The organism is Nitrincola salilacus (genome assembly GCF_046271865.1).
Lineage (GTDB): Bacteria > Pseudomonadota > Gammaproteobacteria > Pseudomonadales > Balneatricaceae > Nitrincola > Nitrincola salilacus.
In genome coordinates this window covers 1,553,069-1,569,599 of sequence record NZ_CP176580.1, presented here as the reverse complement: position 1 = coordinate 1,569,599, position 16,531 = coordinate 1,553,069, and the positions used below count along the sequence as shown (strand labels likewise).

Genomic DNA, 16,531 nt, shown 5'->3' with positions numbered 1-16,531 from the left:
TCAGATCAAACGTTACGCATTGCACGCTCAAACCGAGCCTGTCTGGCGCTGGTGGTTTCCCGCCGAGTTGTGCTGAGCAAGCGTTCCGCATCAGCAATGCGCGAATCCGGTGTCGGATGTGTTTTGGCAAAATCGGTACCACCCGGAGTCAGCCGCCGCCCCATCTCTTCCAGCATGCCAAGCAGCGCTCGATCATCATACCCGGTGCGCTGCAAAATCTTGAGCGCTGCGCGATCAGCCTCTCGCTCAAAAGAACGCGAGTAGCCATTATTGACCATCGTGGTCATGATATCGTCAATAGCGCCGTCAAAAATGCTGACAAGCTGCGACAGCTCTGCACCACCTTCATGCCTCACCGCTTCAATACCCACAGTAGTCATCAGCGAGGTGATTCGGGAGCGCTTGATCGCCTGCAGGCCATGACGAGATTCAACATGCCCCACCTCATGAGCCAATACAGCTGCAAGGGCATCCTCCGATTGGCAGCATCTCAACATACCTCGCGTGACCATTACCAATCCACCGGGAGCGGCAAAGGCATTGATCTCTTCTGAGTCGATAATCTGAAAATGATAACCGCCAAAGGTTTCCGGCTGCCCAGAAGCCAGGCAGACATAACGCCCGATATGATTGAGGTATTGGTTGGCTTCATTATTGTTGTAGGCTTTGTACTGGGTCATGACATTAGCTGCCACAGTGCGCCCCAGGTAATACTCCTGTTCGGCATCTAACTCTTCCATTGCGCGGCCAGCTGCTCCGGCAACACGCAACAGGGATTGAGCCTGGGACCCTCCTTGAGAGCCCAGCATTCCACCAAGACTATCCGTGACAACAGCCAGTTCGTCCAACGTCTTGCAACCAGCCAGAGTTGCACCACCCGCTCCGAACAAAAGGAGATGACTGCCACGTTTGAGAAAATCGCGCCTTTGCATGATCAGTTCTCCTCAGAGCGAGTTCAGCCCACCCTCCCGGACAAAACGCCCGAGAGAGTCGCGATTGACATTGGTAGACTCCATCCGATCAACAGCCGCAAAGTTAATGTTGCTGTGACGTTGGCGATAGGCACGCTCCACACTGGCACTGAAACCCTTGCCGGCCAATGCTATCTCACTATCGGATGCAGCACGTTCGACATCTGCAGCACCGGGGTTAATCACGATTTCCTTCTCGCTGAGCGCTGCACCATGCATCCAGCCATCCTGCTGGCCACTGCGAACCTTTAACCAATCTCCCTGCACTTCTTGCAATGCAACCTTACTGCCGTAATTCAGGTTAGTCAGAATGCGACCGAGAAAGGAAGGGTCCGCTCGTAACTGACTGGAGCGAACATTTACACTCAGGGTTTTCATTATTCTTATCTCCTGCTCGAATAGAGGCCATTTCAATGAATCAACACGAAACGCCCAGAAGCTTCAAGAAAGCCGTTTCAAACAAAAATAAGTATAGAAGCGCGAGACAACAAAGCCAATATAACCGTTCATTCTAAGGTGTTATTAATCCGGAAATTACCGCAGTGACAGTGTATTGAAGGACAGCCTTACTTTTAATCGCTTTTTACCATATATGTATCAGCAGTCAGACGATTACGTTATATAAAACAAAGGAAGCAGTTTTTTAACCGATGTAGGGATAGGGACCAGCTCAGCGGAGTGATCAAAGAGTTAAGCAGCGCATCTGGGAATGGAGGGTTGCAAACGGATTAATATTCAAGACTAGAGACGACAAGTACACAAGATACAAATGAGATAGATGCAAAAGACTGGGTAAAGCTGATTGGGTAAAAACTGATTGGATAAAACGAGGAAAAATATGGCGTCCCATAGGGGGTTCGAACCCCTGTTACCGCCGTGAAAGGGCGGTGTCCTGGACCACTAGACGAATGGGACGCTGCAACATTGAGTGGCAAAATGTACCCGCCAACCAACGGCGCGTATAATACCAGAGGTTCTGATGATTGCAATAAAAAAATGATGAAAAACAGAGAAATGGCATTCCTTACAATCACCTGAGCAGTTGTGCAATACACAGGCTATTCCCATCAACGTCGACTCTGCGTATACTTCCATCAATAAGATGTATTTTTAATGTATGTTATTGTGAGCTGCAATCCATGGCCCTTCTTTACTCAAGCCTTAAACATCTGCACCTGTTCATGGTGGCGCTGAGCGTCAGTGGCTTTATGCTGCGCGGATACTGGATGCTGTGCAGCAACCCTCTGCTGCAACATCGTCTGACTCGAACCTTGCCACATCTGATCGATACCCTGCTGCTCGCCAGCGCGATCGGCATGATGATCATCATCCAACAATACCCCTTCACGACGCCCTGGTTGACCGCAAAGTTGATCGGTCTGATGTTCTATATCCTGTTCGGTACCCTGGCACTGAAGCGCGCACCAACCCGACGCAGCCGAATCTTCTTCTTTTGCCTGGCTTTGCTGGCCTTTTTCTATATTGCCGGGGCTGCCGTTGAACACAACCCTCTGAGCTGGATGACAAGGTGGTTAGCATGAATCAATCCCAATCTTCCGTTTCTGCCCTCTTTCTCTACCCCTTCCGCATCTTCTTTATTGCAGGATCGATCTGGGCGGTGATAGCCGTTGCACTCTGGATTTCACTCCTGATGGGCAACCTCATTCTCCCCCTTGGGCTACCCGGCACTGTCTGGCATGGACATGAGATGATCCACGGTTTTACCAGTGCGATCATCGCCGGATTTCTACTCACCGCCATGTCCAACTGGACCGGCATCCCCGCTATCAGCGGGACCCCTTTGATACTGCTGTTTCTGCTTTGGCTGGCCGCCCGCATCGCTCTGATATTTTCAGCACTACTACCACCGATACTGATGTTTATGACTCCACTCTTCTATCTGGTACTGGTGCTGCATACGGCACGCATCCTGTTGATCAGCGGTAATCGCCGTAACCTGATCATGCCACTGGTATTGCTGTTACTGGGGACTGGCAGCAGCTTGATGCTCTGGGGCGCGATCAGTGCCGACTATGCCTGGGTGCAGGCAGGCGAAAAGGTCAGCCTCTATCTGCTGACCCTGTTGATTGCCGTCATTGCCGGGCGTATTACACCTGCATTCAGCAGCAGTTGGTTACGCCAGAGAGGTTTTCATCATGAAGATCTGATCAGACTGCCAAAGTTAGAAGTGATCTGCATCCTCAGCCTGCTGCTTCTGGTCGTTGCTGATCTGGGCGGTGCTGATCTCGGTACACCTGATTGGTTGATCGCCCTGTTGGCACTCTTTGCGGCAGTTGCTCACCTGTCACGACTGCTGCTGTGGCGTAGCTGGCGTATTCATCCTGAACCACTGCTCTGGATACTGCATCTGGGCTATTTTGTGCTGGTACTGTCACTGCTGAGCAGAGCAGTGGTGGCTGCTTCACCTGCGCTTGGATTGCACTTGAGCCTGAGTACCTGGATTCATCTGTTCGGCACCGGCGCGATCGGCATCATGGTGATCGGCGTCATGAGCCGGGTAGCGCTCGGGCACACCGGACGCCCCCTGCTGTTGCCAAAACTGGCTCTGATAGCGTTTTTCACGATTATCGCTACTGCACTCACACGCACACTGAGTTTACTGGTGCCGGGCAATTACCTGCTCTGGCTGGCAGTATCGGCCCTGCTCTGGTGTCTGGCATTCACGCTGTTCATTGTCTGCTACTGGCGAATACTGAGCAGCCCCAGACCTGATGGAAAACATGGCTAAAGCCTGCAGCTTTACCCCTTATCAGCAGATAGTTGAAACGCGCTATTGGGTATGCAGCAGGTTATACGTTAGTCTGATGGAATAGCCTTATAACAATAAATAGTGATAGCGGGCCAAAAAGATGACCACCTCAGGAACGAGTATCGATGATATTTTTCGGCGCAGTCTGATCAAGGGTGAATTACCCGAAAGGGTCTCCCCTCTGACTCTGGCAGAAGCAGGCTTGAGCCAGTATGAACTGATTGAGCTGTTCGAATCCCAGGCGCTGAGTCGCCAGTTGGATCTGCACGCACGCAGGCTGCAGGCGATGGGCGAGGCGTTCTACACCATTGGCAGCGCCGGCCACGAAGGCAATGCGGCCATTGCCAAAGCCTTCGCGGTGACTGACCCCGCCTTTCTCCACTACCGTGATGCCGCCTTTCTGATTCAGCGCAGTAAACAGTTACCGGGTCAGACGATCTGTTACGACATGCTCCTGAGTTTTGCCGCATCCAGTGATGACCCCATCTCTGGTGGTCGACATAAAGTGCTTGGCTCGAAAGCACTGAACATCCCACCTCAGACCAGCACCATCGCCTCTCACCTGCCCAAGGCCGTGGGTGCAGCACATAGCCTGGGTATCTGGCGCAAGCTCGCCGATCAGGGCGACTGGCCGAATGACAGCGCCGTGCTGTGCAGTTTCGGCGATGCTTCGTTCAACCACTCAACAGCACAGGGGGCACTGAACACAGCCGCCTGGACCGCCTTTCAGGGCGTTCCACTGCCACTGGTGTTTATCTGCGAGGATAATGGTATTGGGATCTCCACCCCCACGCCTTCGGGCTGGATAGAGTCGATCGTTCAGCGCTGGCCTGGCCTGCACTATCTGAGCTGCAATGGTCTTGATCTGCTGGATACGCATGCGACTGCGCTTAAGGCAGCCCGCTTTGCACGCAAACACCGACAGCCGGTCTTTCTGCATATGCACTGTGTCAGACTGATGGGACATGCTGGATCAGATGCCCAGCAATCTTACCTCAGCAAGGAGCAGATCAGCGCAATGGAGCGACTGGATCCGCTGCTGCACACCGCACGCCTGCTGCAACAGCACTGCGAAATGGATGCTGCTCAAATCCTCTCTCTCTATGATGCCATTGGTGAACAGGTGGAGGCCGTGGCAAGGGAGGCTATCAAACGTCCGCGACTGCAGACCGCCGATGAGGTGATGGCATCGATCATACCGCCAAAGCGCGCTTCGCGCGCCACGGCAACAGAGCTTCCTGCACCCAATGATCAACCACAGACATTAGCACGTCTGCTTAATATCAGCCTGCATCGCCTGATGACCCGTTACCCACAGATGGTGATGGCGGGAGAAGATATTGGCCGCAAGGGCGGCGTCTATGGCGTCACACAGAAACTCCAGTCTCAGTATGGCCGCCACCGTGTCATTGATACACTGCTGGATGAGCAGAGCATCCTGGGGCTGGCGATCGGGATGGCGCATAACGCACTGCTGCCGGTGGTCGAGATTCAATTCCTCGCCTATCTGCACAATGCCGAGGATCAATTGCGCGGAGAGGCTTCAACGCTGAGCTTCTTCTCCAACGGACAATACACCAACCCGATGATCGTACGGATCGCGGGGCTGGGGTATCAGAAGGGTTTTGGCGGCCACTTCCACAACGACAATGCGCTTGCTGTGTTGCGGGATATTCCCGGTCTGGTAGTCGCCTGCCCCTCCGATGCACGCGAAGCGGTCGGGCTGCTTCAGGAGTGTGTCCGGCTGGCGGATGAGGAGCAACGCGTTATCGTGTTTGTCGAGCCGATTGCCCGCTACCATTGTCGTGATCTGTTGCAGGAGGGTGATAACGGTTGGTGCTTTGCCGACCCCGGCCCAGATTACCTGATCCCCTATCGCCAACCCGGCTACCGTGGCGACGGGACAGATCTGGCGATCATCACTTATGGCAACGGCGTTTATCTCAGCGCGCAGGCTGCGACCGATCTGGAAGCGCTGGGCATGCGCATTCGCATCATCGATCTGCGCTGGCTGACCGAACTGGATCATGCTGCGATTGCAGCACTGGCCAAGCCCTGCCGACACACACTGATCGTGGATGAGTGCCGCCGCAGTGGCTCCATCAGTGAAGAGGTGTTCACGGCGCTGGTGGAGCAAGGAATCACCGCTGATTCGCTGGCCCGCATCACGGCTACCGATAGCTTCATTCCGCTGGGTAAAGCCGCCACTTGCACACTGCCCTCACGTGAAAGCATCACACAAGCCGCACTCGATCTGACCCAGTGGCAACAGCAGACAAGGGTGAAGCAGGGATGAGTCATAAAGAGATAAACCGTAAAGAAAGAGTAGTACTGATCTGCCCCGGTCGCGGCACTTACAATCAGGCAGAGTGGGGCTATCTGAAGCGTTATCACACCGACAAAGCCGAGTTACTGGAAGCGTTCGATACCTTCAGAGAAGGTGCCGGTCAACCGGGATTACAGGCACTGGACAGTGAGCTGCCCTTTCAGCTCAAGCTGCACAGCCGAGGGGACCACGCCTCTGCACTGATCTATGCCTGCGCCTATGCGGACGCCCTGAGCATCGACCCTGAGCGTTACGAGGTGGTAGCGGTGACCGGCAACTCGCTGGGCTGGTATATCACCCTCGCTGCTGCCGGTAGCCTGCCACCCATGATCGCGCTGGAGCTGATCAACACTATGGGGCAACTGATGCAAGAGGCTCTGATCGGCGGCCAGTTGATCTATCCTTGTAGCGATGAACAGTGGGTGCCTCAGCCCGAACTGAGAGCATCACTGCTGGCCCTGGCGACTGAGCAAGGTGCGGAACTGTCGATCGATCTTGGCGGCATGTTGGTGTTTGGTGGCCAGGCCGATGCACTTCAGCGCCTGAGCGACAAGCTACCACCACGAGATCCCTTCCCGATGAAACTGCACAACCATGCCGCCTTTCATACCTCATTGCAGCAACCGGTACTGGAAAAGGCGCGAAATACGCTGGCTCATCTGGCATTCAATCCACCATCAATCCCCATGATCGATGGGCGCGGCAAGATCTGGACAAGCTGGAGCTCAGACCCACAGTTGCTGTGGGACTATACGTTGGGACATCAACTGGTAAAACCCTATGACTTTGCCCGTGCGATACAGGTCGCGGTCAAGGAGTTTGCGCCAGACAAGCTGGTCCTGCTGGGACCGGGCAGCACACTGGGAGGCTCAATCGCCCAGTCGCTGATTCAGGCAGGCGCCTACAATCTGACAAGCAAGGCAGACTTCATCGCTCGTCAGCAGAGCGATCCTGTACTGCTGTCGATGGGGATTGAGGAGCAGCGACAGCGTTTACTGCCACCTGAATAAGAGATAAAGCACCTCCCTGAAGAGGCAGTCACCTCAGTGCTGCCAGCCTCAGGGAGCTCACCTCAGGATGGGAAGGAGAACTGAGCCCCTTCACGCACACCGGACGAAGGCCAGCGTTGCGTGATAGTCTTGCGACGAGTGTAAAAACGCACCGCATCAGGGCCATAGGCATACAGATCACCAAACAGCGAGCGCTTCCAACCACCAAAGCTGTGGTAGGACACAGGCACAGGCAGCGGTACGTTAATACCCACCATACCCACCTTGATATTGTCACTGAAGTAACGCGCCGCCTCACCGTCACGGGTGAACAGGCAGGTGCCATTGCCATACTCATGCGCATCGATCAGATCCATCGCCTCCTGCATCGTATCCACGCGCACAACCACCAGTACCGGCCCGAAGATCTCCTCTTCGTAGCAGCGCATACCCGGCTTGACCTGATCGATCAGCGTACCACCCACAAAGAAGCCCTGATCAAATCCAGATACCGCAGGATCACGACCATCAACCACTACCACGGCGCCCTCTTCTTCAGCGCTGTGGATATAACCCTGCACCTTCTCTTTGTGTGCAGCCGTGATCAGCGGACCGAAGTCATTGCTGCTGTCGCTGAAAGCACCGACTTTCAGACTCTGCATGCGCGCCTTGAGTTTGCTCACCAGCAGATCTGCTGCCTCATCCCCTACAGCAACAGCCACCGAGATCGCCATGCAACGCTCACCGGATGAGCCGAACGCCGCACCTGTCAGCGCTTCAACGGCGTTATCCATATCAGCATCCGGCATCACGATAGCGTGGTTCTTGGCACCACCAAGTGCCTGGCAACGCTTACCATGTGCCGCAGCCGTCTGATAGATATATTCTGCAATTGGCGTGGAACCGACAAAGCTCACTGCCTCGACACGTGAGTCGGTCAGCAGTGTATCCACCGCTTCCTTGTCACCATTGACGACATTCAATACGCCCGGCGGCAAACCCGCATCCTGCAGCAGTTGAGCAATAAACAGTGTAGATGACGGATCACGCTCAGATGGCTTCAGTACGAAGCAGTTACCGCAGACAATCGCCATCGGATACATCCACAAGGGTACCATCGCCGGGAAATTGAACGGCGTGATACCTGCGACAACACCCAGCGGCTGATGCTCGCTCCAGGAGTCGATCGAAGGGCCGACATTCTTGCTGTGCTCACCCTTGAGCAGTTCCGGCGCATAGCACGCAAACTCGACGTTCTCGATACCGCGCTGCAGCTCACCCATCGCATCATGTGAAATCTTGCCATGCTCACGGCCGATCAGTTCCACAATCTTATCGGCATTCTGCTCCAGCAGCTCCTTGAAGCGGTACATGACACGGGCGCGTTTGGCCGGTGGCGTATTACGCCAGGCCGGAAATGCCGCCGCAGCACTGGCAATCGCCGCCTCAACGGTCTCTTTCGAAGCCAGCGCCACGTGTGCGCCCACCTCTCCGGTTGAAGGGTTATAGATCGGCTGGCTGCGCTCGCTCAGATCGTGAATCTCGCCGTTTATCAGATGTCCAACAGTTGTCATGTAGCTTGCCTCAATTAATCCAGTTCGTTGATTGAATCGCCCAGCGCATTGATCAGGCGATCAATCTCTTCGCGTTCCACAATAAAGTTCAGACCCAGTTGAATGGTGTCGCCGCCGTAGCGCACATAGAAACCCTTCTGCCACATCTTCATCGCGATATCATAGGGGCGACGCATCGGCTCACCCGGCAGCGCTTCGATCTGCAGCGCACCGGCCAGACCATAGTTACGGATATCGGTGATGTACTGGGTTCCTTTCAGGCTGTGCAGCGCATCTTCAAACACCGGGCTCATCTCACGTACCCGCTCGATCAGACGATCATTCTCCAGAATATCAAGCGCCGCCAGACCCGCAGCGCAAGCCACAGGATGGCCGGAGTAGGTATAACCGTGCGGCAGCTCAAGCATGTAATCCTTACCGCCCTGGTCCATAAAGGTCTGGTAGATCTCGTTCTTCACGATCACCGCGCCCATCGGTACGGCACCGTTGGTGAGCTGCTTGGCCACGTTCAGAATATCCGGCGTGACACCGAACTCCTCAGCACCAGTACGTGAACCCATGCGCCCGAAGCCGGTGATCACTTCATCAAAAATCATCAGAATATTGTGCTGATCACAGATCTGACGCAGACGCTGCAGATAACCTTTTGGTGGCGGAATAACACCGGCAGAGCCAGCCAAAGGCTCCACAATCACTGCAGCAATGTTGGATGCATCATGCAGCGCGATCAGCTCCAGCATCTCATCGGCCAGCTCGGCGCCAGTCTCCGGCATGCCGCGGGTGAAGGCGTTACTTTTGAGCAATGTATGTGGCAAGTGATCGGCATCTACCGCCTGACCATAAAGTGCGCGGTTGGCACCAATCCCGCCGACGCTGATACCGCCGAAGTTAACGCCATGATAACCCTTGGCACGGCCGATCAGTTTGGTTTTGGAGGGCATACCTTTTTTGCGCCAGTAGGCACGGGCAATCTTCAAAGAGGTGTCCGCACTCTCGGATCCCGAACCAGTGAAGAACACATGATCCAGCCCTTCCGGCATCATCCCCTTGATTCGGTTCGCCAGCTCAAACGCCTTGGGGTGGCCAAACTGAAAAGCCGGCGCATAATCCAGCTGCATCAGTTGTTTGCTGACCGCTTCGGCAATTTCAGGGCGGCAGTGTCCGGCACCGCAGGTCCACAGACCCGACAGACCATCAAATATCTTACGCCCTTCGCCATCGGTCAGGTAACTTCCCTGAGCGGAGACGATCATGCGGGGATTGTCCTTGAACTGACGATTCCCGGTGTAAGGCATCCAGTAAGCTTCCAGCTCATCCCGGGACAGCCCGGCTGACTGGTTGTGTTTGAGTTCGGACATCATATTCACCTGATCCACCCTTTTGAATGCGGCAGTGACTGCAACAGTACTGCGGGTTATTTATTCATGCTTTCCTGCAGTGTGCACCGATCAAAAGGTTTTTAAAATATTAATTTACTTATCTTCAGTTAGCCATTTAGTTACCTGTTATGGCAGACTGATGAATAAGTCACTGCCTCCATGAAGTTTAGTCCGCAGGACCCGCAATTGCCCTGATAAAGAGGAATAGAGGATGAGTATCAAGCGCAAAACACCCGCTCTGACAGGCCAGATAGCCGATGCCGATATCCGCCTGCTGCGTATCTTCAAGGCGGTGGTGGAGTGTGGCGGTTTTACGGCTGCCGAAGTGGATCTGAATATCAGCCGTGCCGCGATCAGCAGCGCGATGGCGGATCTGGAGCAGCGCCTCTCTTTGCGCCTGTGTCAGCGCGGTCGCAGCGGTTTTTCACTGACCGACGAGGGGCGTGAAGTCTATGCCTATTGCCTGCAACTGCTCACAGCAATGGAAGCGTTCCGCACACAGGTCAACAGCCTGCATGCACATCTCAAGGGCGAGCTGAATATCGGTATCACCGATAATCTGGTCACCATGCCACGCATGCGCATCACACATGCCATCAGTGCACTGAAAGAACGCGGCCCGGATATCCATATCAATATCCGCATGACACCACCGAGCGAAATAGAGATAGCCGTGCTGGATGGACGCTTGCATCTCGGTGTGGTGCCAGTCCTGAAGCCACTCCCGGGATTGGACTATCTGCCACTCTATGATGAGACATCCCTGCTCTACTGCTGCAAGGGCCATCCACTGTTTGAGCTGGTAGATAGTGACCTGTCACTGAAGCTGATAGAAAAACACGACGCCGTCGTGGCCGCCTACGCCCAGACCGCCGAAGTACGCAGCCAGTATCAGGCACTGAAGGCCAGTGCTTCAGCCAGTGACCGTGAAGGGATCGCCTTTCTGATCCTGACCGGGCGCTATATCGGCTACCTGCCCACTCACTATGCTGAACGCTGGCTGCGAGAAGGCCAGATGCGCGCCCTACTGCCAGATCAGCTGCAATATATCACCCAGTATGCAGCAATCACCCGCAAAGGCGCCCGGTCAAATCTGATTCTGGATAGCTATCTGGAACTGTTGCGCGACAGTGAACATCAGTCGTGAAACTGCTACCTAGTCGACCCTGCCAATGCCTTTGTTGCACTGAGATCAAACAGTCGGATAACAAAGCACTTAACCATACCGCGATGAAACAACCTTAGGAAGCGCAGCATAAAGTCAGGTTTGCGCTCTTGCCAGGTGTGCGTCAAAAAGCATGATCAACACCAGAAACGCTATTGGCGGCAAGGTACTTTTCATACCGCTATCGACCAAAATCCACTCGGCATTTTGCATCAGACTTTTTAACGCTGCCAACAATCCGCGTCGAGATTGAATCGGCTGGCCGCCTTTGCGTTTTTCAACCGAGGCCACGGGCACCCCTTCCTCCACCAGATGCCAACCGGTCGATAGCGGCCCCAATATCAGGTCCTTCTTTTGCTGGTTCAGGGCAGACAGTTGGTAACGGCGGTTATTGACATGATCCTCCAATTGAAATAACTCCCGCCCCAAGGGAGTGAGCAACTGTTTCAGTGACGTAGGCAACTCAACACTGAATAGCCGTTTACCATGGCTGTCGAAAAGATCCCAACGGGTTGGAAGCAAGGTTTTATTCGGTCGGAGTTGGTAGTCGTGCCCATCAGCGCCCATTATCATGGCACCCTTCTCAACATAGTCGAACAGATCACATTGCGCGAAGCGCTGCCCACCTGCGAGTGCTTCAACCGCATGGCTGCGGCGATACCCTTTTTGACTTACACATTTCGGATCACGAAATTCAATGCAGCGCATCGGTCGCTAACCTCCAGTCATCATTTGGAATTCAGAATAAGGTTGATTCATAATCACCTGTTCATTGAAGTCAACGTGCGAGATCTGCCAACAGGCAGGACCAGGTAGCTCGGGTGTAGTCTAGGTAGGGGGCCAGGAAAGTGAACCCAACTCTTCTGGCAATGCATCCGTCAGAACCTCACGAACAGCATCCGCGAGTAACTTAAACGGTAGGCCCGGTTGCCGGTATAGTGCTGTAATAATACCGCCCTTGACCAGATGGTATTTCCAAGCGGGAATTCGAACGGGTTGCTTACCAAGCGTTGGCGTTTCACACAAAACCGTGTCTGATCGCATAGATATGATCACCATCCATGTTCAGGACTTCCACGGACAATATAGTACGACACCGCTTTATCCACGACAACCCTGACCCGAAGCTGGTACTTCACAACAGCAGAATCACTGTGGCAATCTGCGGCTGATAACAAGCATCTCCCAGCACCAAACGCGATTTCAGAAAAACGCTGACCGGAGTATGAGAAAAATGAGTAACATTATGAATGCATGAGACTGGAGCGGGAAACGAGACTCGAACTCGCGACCCCGACCTTGGCAAGGTCGTGCTCTACCAACTGAGCTATTCCCGCTTTTTGATGCCAGCTCTCGAAGAGAGATGGCGTCCCATAGGGGGTTCGAACCCCTGTTACCGCCGTGAAAGGGCGGTGTCCTAGGCCACTAGACGAATGGGACGTACCGCAAATCTGCTGGAGCGGGAAACGAGACTCGAACTCGCGACCCCGACCTTGGCAAGGTCGTGCTCTACCAACTGAGCTATTCCCGCGTATCAGCAAATCAACTTTTTCTTCAAGAGGTTGGCGTCCCATAGGGGGTTCGAACCCCTGTTACCGCCGTGAAAGGGCGGTGTCCTAGGCCACTAGACGAATGGGACGTCGCGTGTTCCTCGTGAAGAGGCGCAAATAATACGTAGCAGCTCTTTCATCGTCAAGACTGTTCTTTAACTTTTTTCAAAAAAAACCCTCTTTCACCCCCACCTGCCATTAATGCAGAGCAGCTGAAGCGGGAAAGCTGGCGAAAAAGTTATATATCTGTATCCTCCATTGCATAATAATCATTAGTGAAATGGTCACGATGGGACTGGCAGAAACCTCAATATTCATTCTGGTCGGCATAGCTGTAATGGCCGGTGTTGCTATTGCCGTGCAGACTGCGGAAACCAATCGACAGGAACGACGACTGAGGATTCTTGCGATCCGAGACCAGATTCGCCGGGCAGAGCATCTGTTGGAGAACCTGCCGGGCCATGTACAGTACCCGGATCTGCGCCTGCTGCTGATCACCTATCTGGAAAAATGCTGGCGCCGTATACTTCAGTACGAATCAAATGCCGAGAACAAACGACAACTCGAAGCACTGATGAATGTCAGTAGCAACCCGCCCGAAAACAGCCTGACCACCTCTGGTGGTGTCACACTTTATAATGATCGTAACAGCGCTGCCAAGGCCAGAGCACTGGTTCGCGAAATGGCACAGATGCTGACCGATCTGGAGCGAAATGGCTATCTGCAGCCGGATACCACACGTTTTCATATGCAGAAAATGAAAGACTCCCATGTTCAGCTCACCTGTGACCTGGAGCTGATGGACGCGCTGGAAACTCTGAAAACAGCAGGATCAAAAGTTGCTATACATCAATTCAGAAGCATCCTGCTCAAGCTGCAACGCCTCAATGCGCGCTTGCAGGTCGACAGCCAGGTTTTTGCCATCAATCATCTGATAGAGCAGATGGAACGCGAAATCGCAGAGGCTGAAGACACTAGCCCTCCTGAAGATGAAGACGGCTCCTCAGGAGCCATCTAGCCTCAGCTGCAATGCCACGTTGTTACGCGAGTCCGCATGATGCAACGCCTCCTTGGCACTGATTTTACCTTCCTGATACAGCTTGATAAGGCAGGAATCGAAGGTATGCATTGCGATATCCCCGCCCTGATCGATCGCCTCTTTGATCCGATGAAAATGGCCTTTTGATATCAACTCAGTGACAAACGGCGTATTCACCAGTATTTCGGTTGCGGGAATGAACATTCCATCAACCCCTTTAATCAAACGGAGCGAAATGACGGCACGCATATTCAGCGACAGGTCCATGTTCAGTTTGCGCGACTCCGTTTCATGGAAGAAGTTGACGATATGCTCCAACGCCTGATTGGTATTGTTCGCATGCAGGGTCGAAACACACAGATGGCCTGTTTCGGAATACCGGATCGCCTGCTCCATCGTTTCACGATCACGTATTTCACCGATCATGATCACATCCGGTGCTTCGCGCATCGCATTTTTCAGAGCATTGGAGTAGGAATGGGTATCGAGACCGACTTCACGCTGATTAAACAGTGATTTATGATTCTCGTGAACAAACTCTATCGGATCCTCAATCGTCAGAATGTGCCCGGTGCGGTTTCGATTACGATACTCCAGCATCGAGGCCAGTGCTGTCGATTTGCCTGATCCTGTAGCGCCTACCACCAGAATCAGACCACTGCGTTCAAGAATAAGCTCTTCAAGTACCGCCGGAAGATTGAGTTCAGCCACCGTTGGTATATCACTGCGGATATAACGAATAACCATGGCAACTTCACCACGCTGCCGGTAAACATTGACACGAAAACGACCAAATCCCTCCTCGGCACGCGCAAAGTTCATCTCCAGTTCACGCTCATACTCGGCAATCTGGCTTTCTGACATCATGCCGTAAGCCAGCGCCTTCACCGCCTCCTGATCAAGAGGCTTATCCCCTATGGGGCGCATGACACCTTGTATTTTGATCTGCACCGGCGAGCGGCCGCTGAAAAAAAGATCAGATGCGTTCTTTTCAACCATCAGTTTCAGATAGCGGGTTATATCAGCCATACACTCCTCCGTCCAATAAGCAGCTACTGGTGTATCAATACAAGTATGGTGTGCTAGGGCATTATTTGGCAATCACCAATACAGAGAGTCATTCCTCCGGCACGGGTGCCTCAGCAGGCAACGAGAGCTCCATCGTGGTCCCCTCATCCAGAGTGCTCTCAACCCGGATAGTGCCACCGAGTATACCCGTCACGATATTGTGCACCACATTTAACCCAAGCCCGCTGCCACCCGAGCCAAGCCGCGTAGTGAAGAAAGGATCAAAGATACGCTTGATTATCTCTGGCGGAATCCCTTTACCATTATCCGATATACGAATAATGACATACTGCTCCGATTGATAAGCATGCAGGGCAATATCACCCGCCTCCCTGTCTTCAAAACCATGGATGATTGCATTCTGGATAAAATTAGTCAGTACCTGTTCCAGAGGACCGGGATAGCTGTCCATCTGTATATCACCCTCGATCCGAATGTCAATTTGATGCAATAGACGACTGAGCGTCGGATGCATCATCACCATCACCTCATCGACAATCTCGTTCAGCATAAACCGTCGCCGCTGTGAGCTGGCTCTGTCAACAGCGACCTGTTTGAAATTCGTTACCAATGCCACAGACCTGGACAGGTTACGTGAGATGATGGCCGCTGACTGCTCCATATCCTCAACAAAGCGATCCAGAGATGAACGCTTCAACCCCTCCTCCATATCCTTGCGAAACGTTCTGACGGCAGCCTCCATGGTTGAAGCCGCCATCATGCCGTTGCCAATGGGGGTGTTCAACTCATGCGCCACCCCCGCCACCAACTCGCCCAGAGCGGCCAGTTTGGCTGACTGTATCAACTCCTCCTGAGCCCGTTCGAGAGTTTCCAGTGCTCCAGAGAGCGCGTTATTGGATTCTGCCAATTCGGCGGTTCTGGCCTCGACTCGCTGCTCCAGGCGCTGATTAAGCTCGCTTAACTCCTGCTCACGCTGGTGAATCTTATCAGCCATCAGATGAAGATCCTGACTCAGACGATTAAGCTCGTCGACAGGGCCGGAGGGCCAGTCCTGCTGATAGTAACCATTGGCAACCAGAGTTGAGCTGTTGATCAAGGCCACCACAGGGCGCTGCAACAATCGAGCCCAGAGCGGCGCAATCAACATCCCGATGATACAGGCACCCAGAAAGCCACCCGCCATCAGATAGACAATTGCGGCAAATGCAGGGTTATGCATACCCGAAGGCACTGCCGCCACTACAATCCAACCCATATCATCCATCGGCAGCACCGAAGGATGTACACGGATATCCTGCCAGGACATGGTCTCGGGCAAGGGCTCACGCCTCAGCGCTGCCGACAGGAGTGCCTGGAACTCATCAGTGGCGACCAGAGACTGATCTCCGGCAAAGTTGCCGACCAGAAAATTTCCCTGATAATCTGCCACAGCAATCGGTACGGGAATGAGATAGATATAGCGGCTGACTCGTGACTGAAGTACCACCTCAGGCTCCTGCAGGAACTGCCGATAGAGTTGCAGATCCTGGGCAATATCCGCTACCACATCACGCAGTAGTTCCGCCGTCTCGGATGCCATCAGATCAGAGTAGGTGAAAGACTCCTGCTCTATCGCCGGGATACGGTAAACCAGCAGAGCACCCCCAACCAGAGTAAAAGTCAGAACTGCTGTCGTGACCAGCGCTGCTGTCACGATACCGCGAAAACTCCAGGCGCGCTTGCGTCGGGCATGAGTCACA

The 16,531-nt window shown here is 53.6% G+C and carries 14 protein-coding genes and 5 tRNA genes; 6 read left to right on the top strand and 13 right to left on the bottom strand.

All coding sequences use genetic code 11. The annotated features are described in order from the left end of the window. Positions 1-5 precede the first annotated feature (5 nt). The 3 genes from ACK3CJ_RS07400 to ACK3CJ_RS07390 form a co-directional block, all read right to left on the bottom strand. Positions 6-932, bottom strand: coding sequence for a M48 family metalloprotease (locus tag ACK3CJ_RS07400; RefSeq protein WP_409525798.1), 927 nt, complete (start codon positions 930-932; stop codon positions 6-8). A 12-nt stretch (positions 933-944) separates the two neighbouring features. Next, positions 945-1,349 carry an SH3 domain-containing protein gene (locus tag ACK3CJ_RS07395; RefSeq protein ID WP_409525797.1) on the bottom strand — a complete coding sequence of 135 codons (405 nt, stop codon included), beginning with the start codon at positions 1,347-1,349 and terminating at the stop codon, positions 945-947. A gap of 461 nt (positions 1,350-1,810) precedes the next feature. Continuing rightward, positions 1,811-1,886 (bottom strand) — tRNA-Glu (locus ACK3CJ_RS07390). A gap of 224 nt (positions 1,887-2,110) precedes the next feature. Here ACK3CJ_RS07390 and ACK3CJ_RS07385 point away from each other — a divergent pair. The 4 genes from ACK3CJ_RS07385 to ACK3CJ_RS07370 all read left to right on the top strand — a co-directional run bounded on the left by ACK3CJ_RS07385 (position 2,111) and on the right by ACK3CJ_RS07370 (position 7,077). Further along, positions 2,111-2,512, top strand: coding sequence for a SirB2 family protein (locus ACK3CJ_RS07385; protein WP_409525796.1), 402 nt, complete (start codon positions 2,111-2,113; stop codon positions 2,510-2,512). After that, complete coding sequence (locus ACK3CJ_RS07380; RefSeq protein WP_409525795.1) at positions 2,509-3,720, top strand: NnrS family protein; 1,212 nt, start codon at positions 2,509-2,511, stop codon at positions 3,718-3,720. Before ACK3CJ_RS07385 ends, ACK3CJ_RS07380 begins: the two co-directional genes overlap by 4 nt. Before the next feature lie 121 nt (positions 3,721-3,841). Continuing rightward, positions 3,842-6,037 (top strand): dehydrogenase E1 component subunit alpha/beta, encoded by a 2,196-nt coding sequence (locus ACK3CJ_RS07375; protein WP_409525794.1) that lies wholly within the window; start codon positions 3,842-3,844, stop codon positions 6,035-6,037. After that, the gene (locus ACK3CJ_RS07370; protein WP_409525793.1) at positions 6,034-7,077 is read left to right on the top strand and encodes an ACP S-malonyltransferase; all 1,044 of its coding nucleotides are present in this window, start codon (positions 6,034-6,036) and stop codon (positions 7,075-7,077) included. Before ACK3CJ_RS07375 ends, ACK3CJ_RS07370 begins: the two co-directional genes overlap by 4 nt. A 62-nt stretch (positions 7,078-7,139) precedes the next feature. Here ACK3CJ_RS07370 and ACK3CJ_RS07365 read toward each other — a convergent pair whose 3' ends face one another. After that, positions 7,140-8,630: a CoA-acylating methylmalonate-semialdehyde dehydrogenase gene (locus ACK3CJ_RS07365; RefSeq protein ID WP_409525792.1), complete on the bottom strand. Its 1,491-nt coding sequence runs from the start codon at positions 8,628-8,630 to the stop codon at positions 7,140-7,142. Between the two features lie 14 nt (positions 8,631-8,644). Further along, positions 8,645-9,988, bottom strand: coding sequence for an aspartate aminotransferase family protein (locus ACK3CJ_RS07360; RefSeq protein ID WP_409525791.1), 1,344 nt, complete (start codon positions 9,986-9,988; stop codon positions 8,645-8,647). Positions 9,989-10,220: 232 nt separating this feature from the next. On the opposite strand from ACK3CJ_RS07360, the gene ACK3CJ_RS07355 reads away from it, so the two are divergent. After that, on the top strand, positions 10,221-11,156 hold the full coding sequence (locus ACK3CJ_RS07355; protein ID WP_409525790.1) for a LysR family transcriptional regulator: 936 nt from the start codon (positions 10,221-10,223) through the stop codon (positions 11,154-11,156). A gap of 114 nt (positions 11,157-11,270) precedes the next feature. Here ACK3CJ_RS07355 and ACK3CJ_RS07350 read toward each other — a convergent pair whose 3' ends face one another. The 6 genes from ACK3CJ_RS07350 to ACK3CJ_RS07325 all read right to left on the bottom strand — a co-directional run bounded on the left by ACK3CJ_RS07350 (position 11,271) and on the right by ACK3CJ_RS07325 (position 12,813). Continuing rightward, positions 11,271-11,882 carry a hypothetical protein gene (locus ACK3CJ_RS07350; protein ID WP_409525789.1) on the bottom strand — a complete coding sequence of 204 codons (612 nt, stop codon included), beginning with the start codon at positions 11,880-11,882 and terminating at the stop codon, positions 11,271-11,273. A gap of 120 nt (positions 11,883-12,002) precedes the next feature. Continuing rightward, the gene (locus tag ACK3CJ_RS07345; protein ID WP_409525788.1) at positions 12,003-12,218 is read right to left on the bottom strand and encodes a DUF6958 family protein; all 216 of its coding nucleotides are present in this window, start codon (positions 12,216-12,218) and stop codon (positions 12,003-12,005) included. Between the two features lie 217 nt (positions 12,219-12,435). Further along, positions 12,436-12,511, bottom strand: a tRNA-Gly gene (locus ACK3CJ_RS07340). 27 nt (positions 12,512-12,538) lie between these two features. Then, a tRNA-Glu gene (locus ACK3CJ_RS07335) sits at positions 12,539-12,614 on the bottom strand. A 15-nt stretch (positions 12,615-12,629) separates the two neighbouring features. Beyond that, positions 12,630-12,705: transfer RNA gene (locus tag ACK3CJ_RS07330), tRNA-Gly, on the bottom strand. Between the two features lie 32 nt (positions 12,706-12,737). Beyond that, positions 12,738-12,813 (bottom strand) — tRNA-Glu (locus tag ACK3CJ_RS07325). 200 nt (positions 12,814-13,013) lie between these two features. On the opposite strand from ACK3CJ_RS07325, the gene ACK3CJ_RS07320 reads away from it, so the two are divergent. Then, positions 13,014-13,742, top strand: a complete 729-nt coding sequence (locus ACK3CJ_RS07320; protein WP_409525787.1) for a hypothetical protein — start codon at positions 13,014-13,016, stop codon at positions 13,740-13,742. On the opposite strand, the gene ACK3CJ_RS07315 is transcribed toward ACK3CJ_RS07320, so the two are convergent. Beyond that, positions 13,728-14,792: a PilT/PilU family type 4a pilus ATPase gene (locus ACK3CJ_RS07315; protein WP_409525786.1), complete on the bottom strand. Its 1,065-nt coding sequence runs from the start codon at positions 14,790-14,792 to the stop codon at positions 13,728-13,730. The two genes, ACK3CJ_RS07320 and ACK3CJ_RS07315, sit on opposite strands and share 15 nt — an antisense overlap. Positions 14,793-14,880: 88 nt before the next feature. Further along, the gene (locus tag ACK3CJ_RS07310) at positions 14,881-16,530 is read right to left on the bottom strand and encodes a sensor histidine kinase (protein WP_409525785.1); all 1,650 of its coding nucleotides are present in this window, start codon (positions 16,528-16,530) and stop codon (positions 14,881-14,883) included. Position 16,531 lies beyond the last annotated feature (1 nt).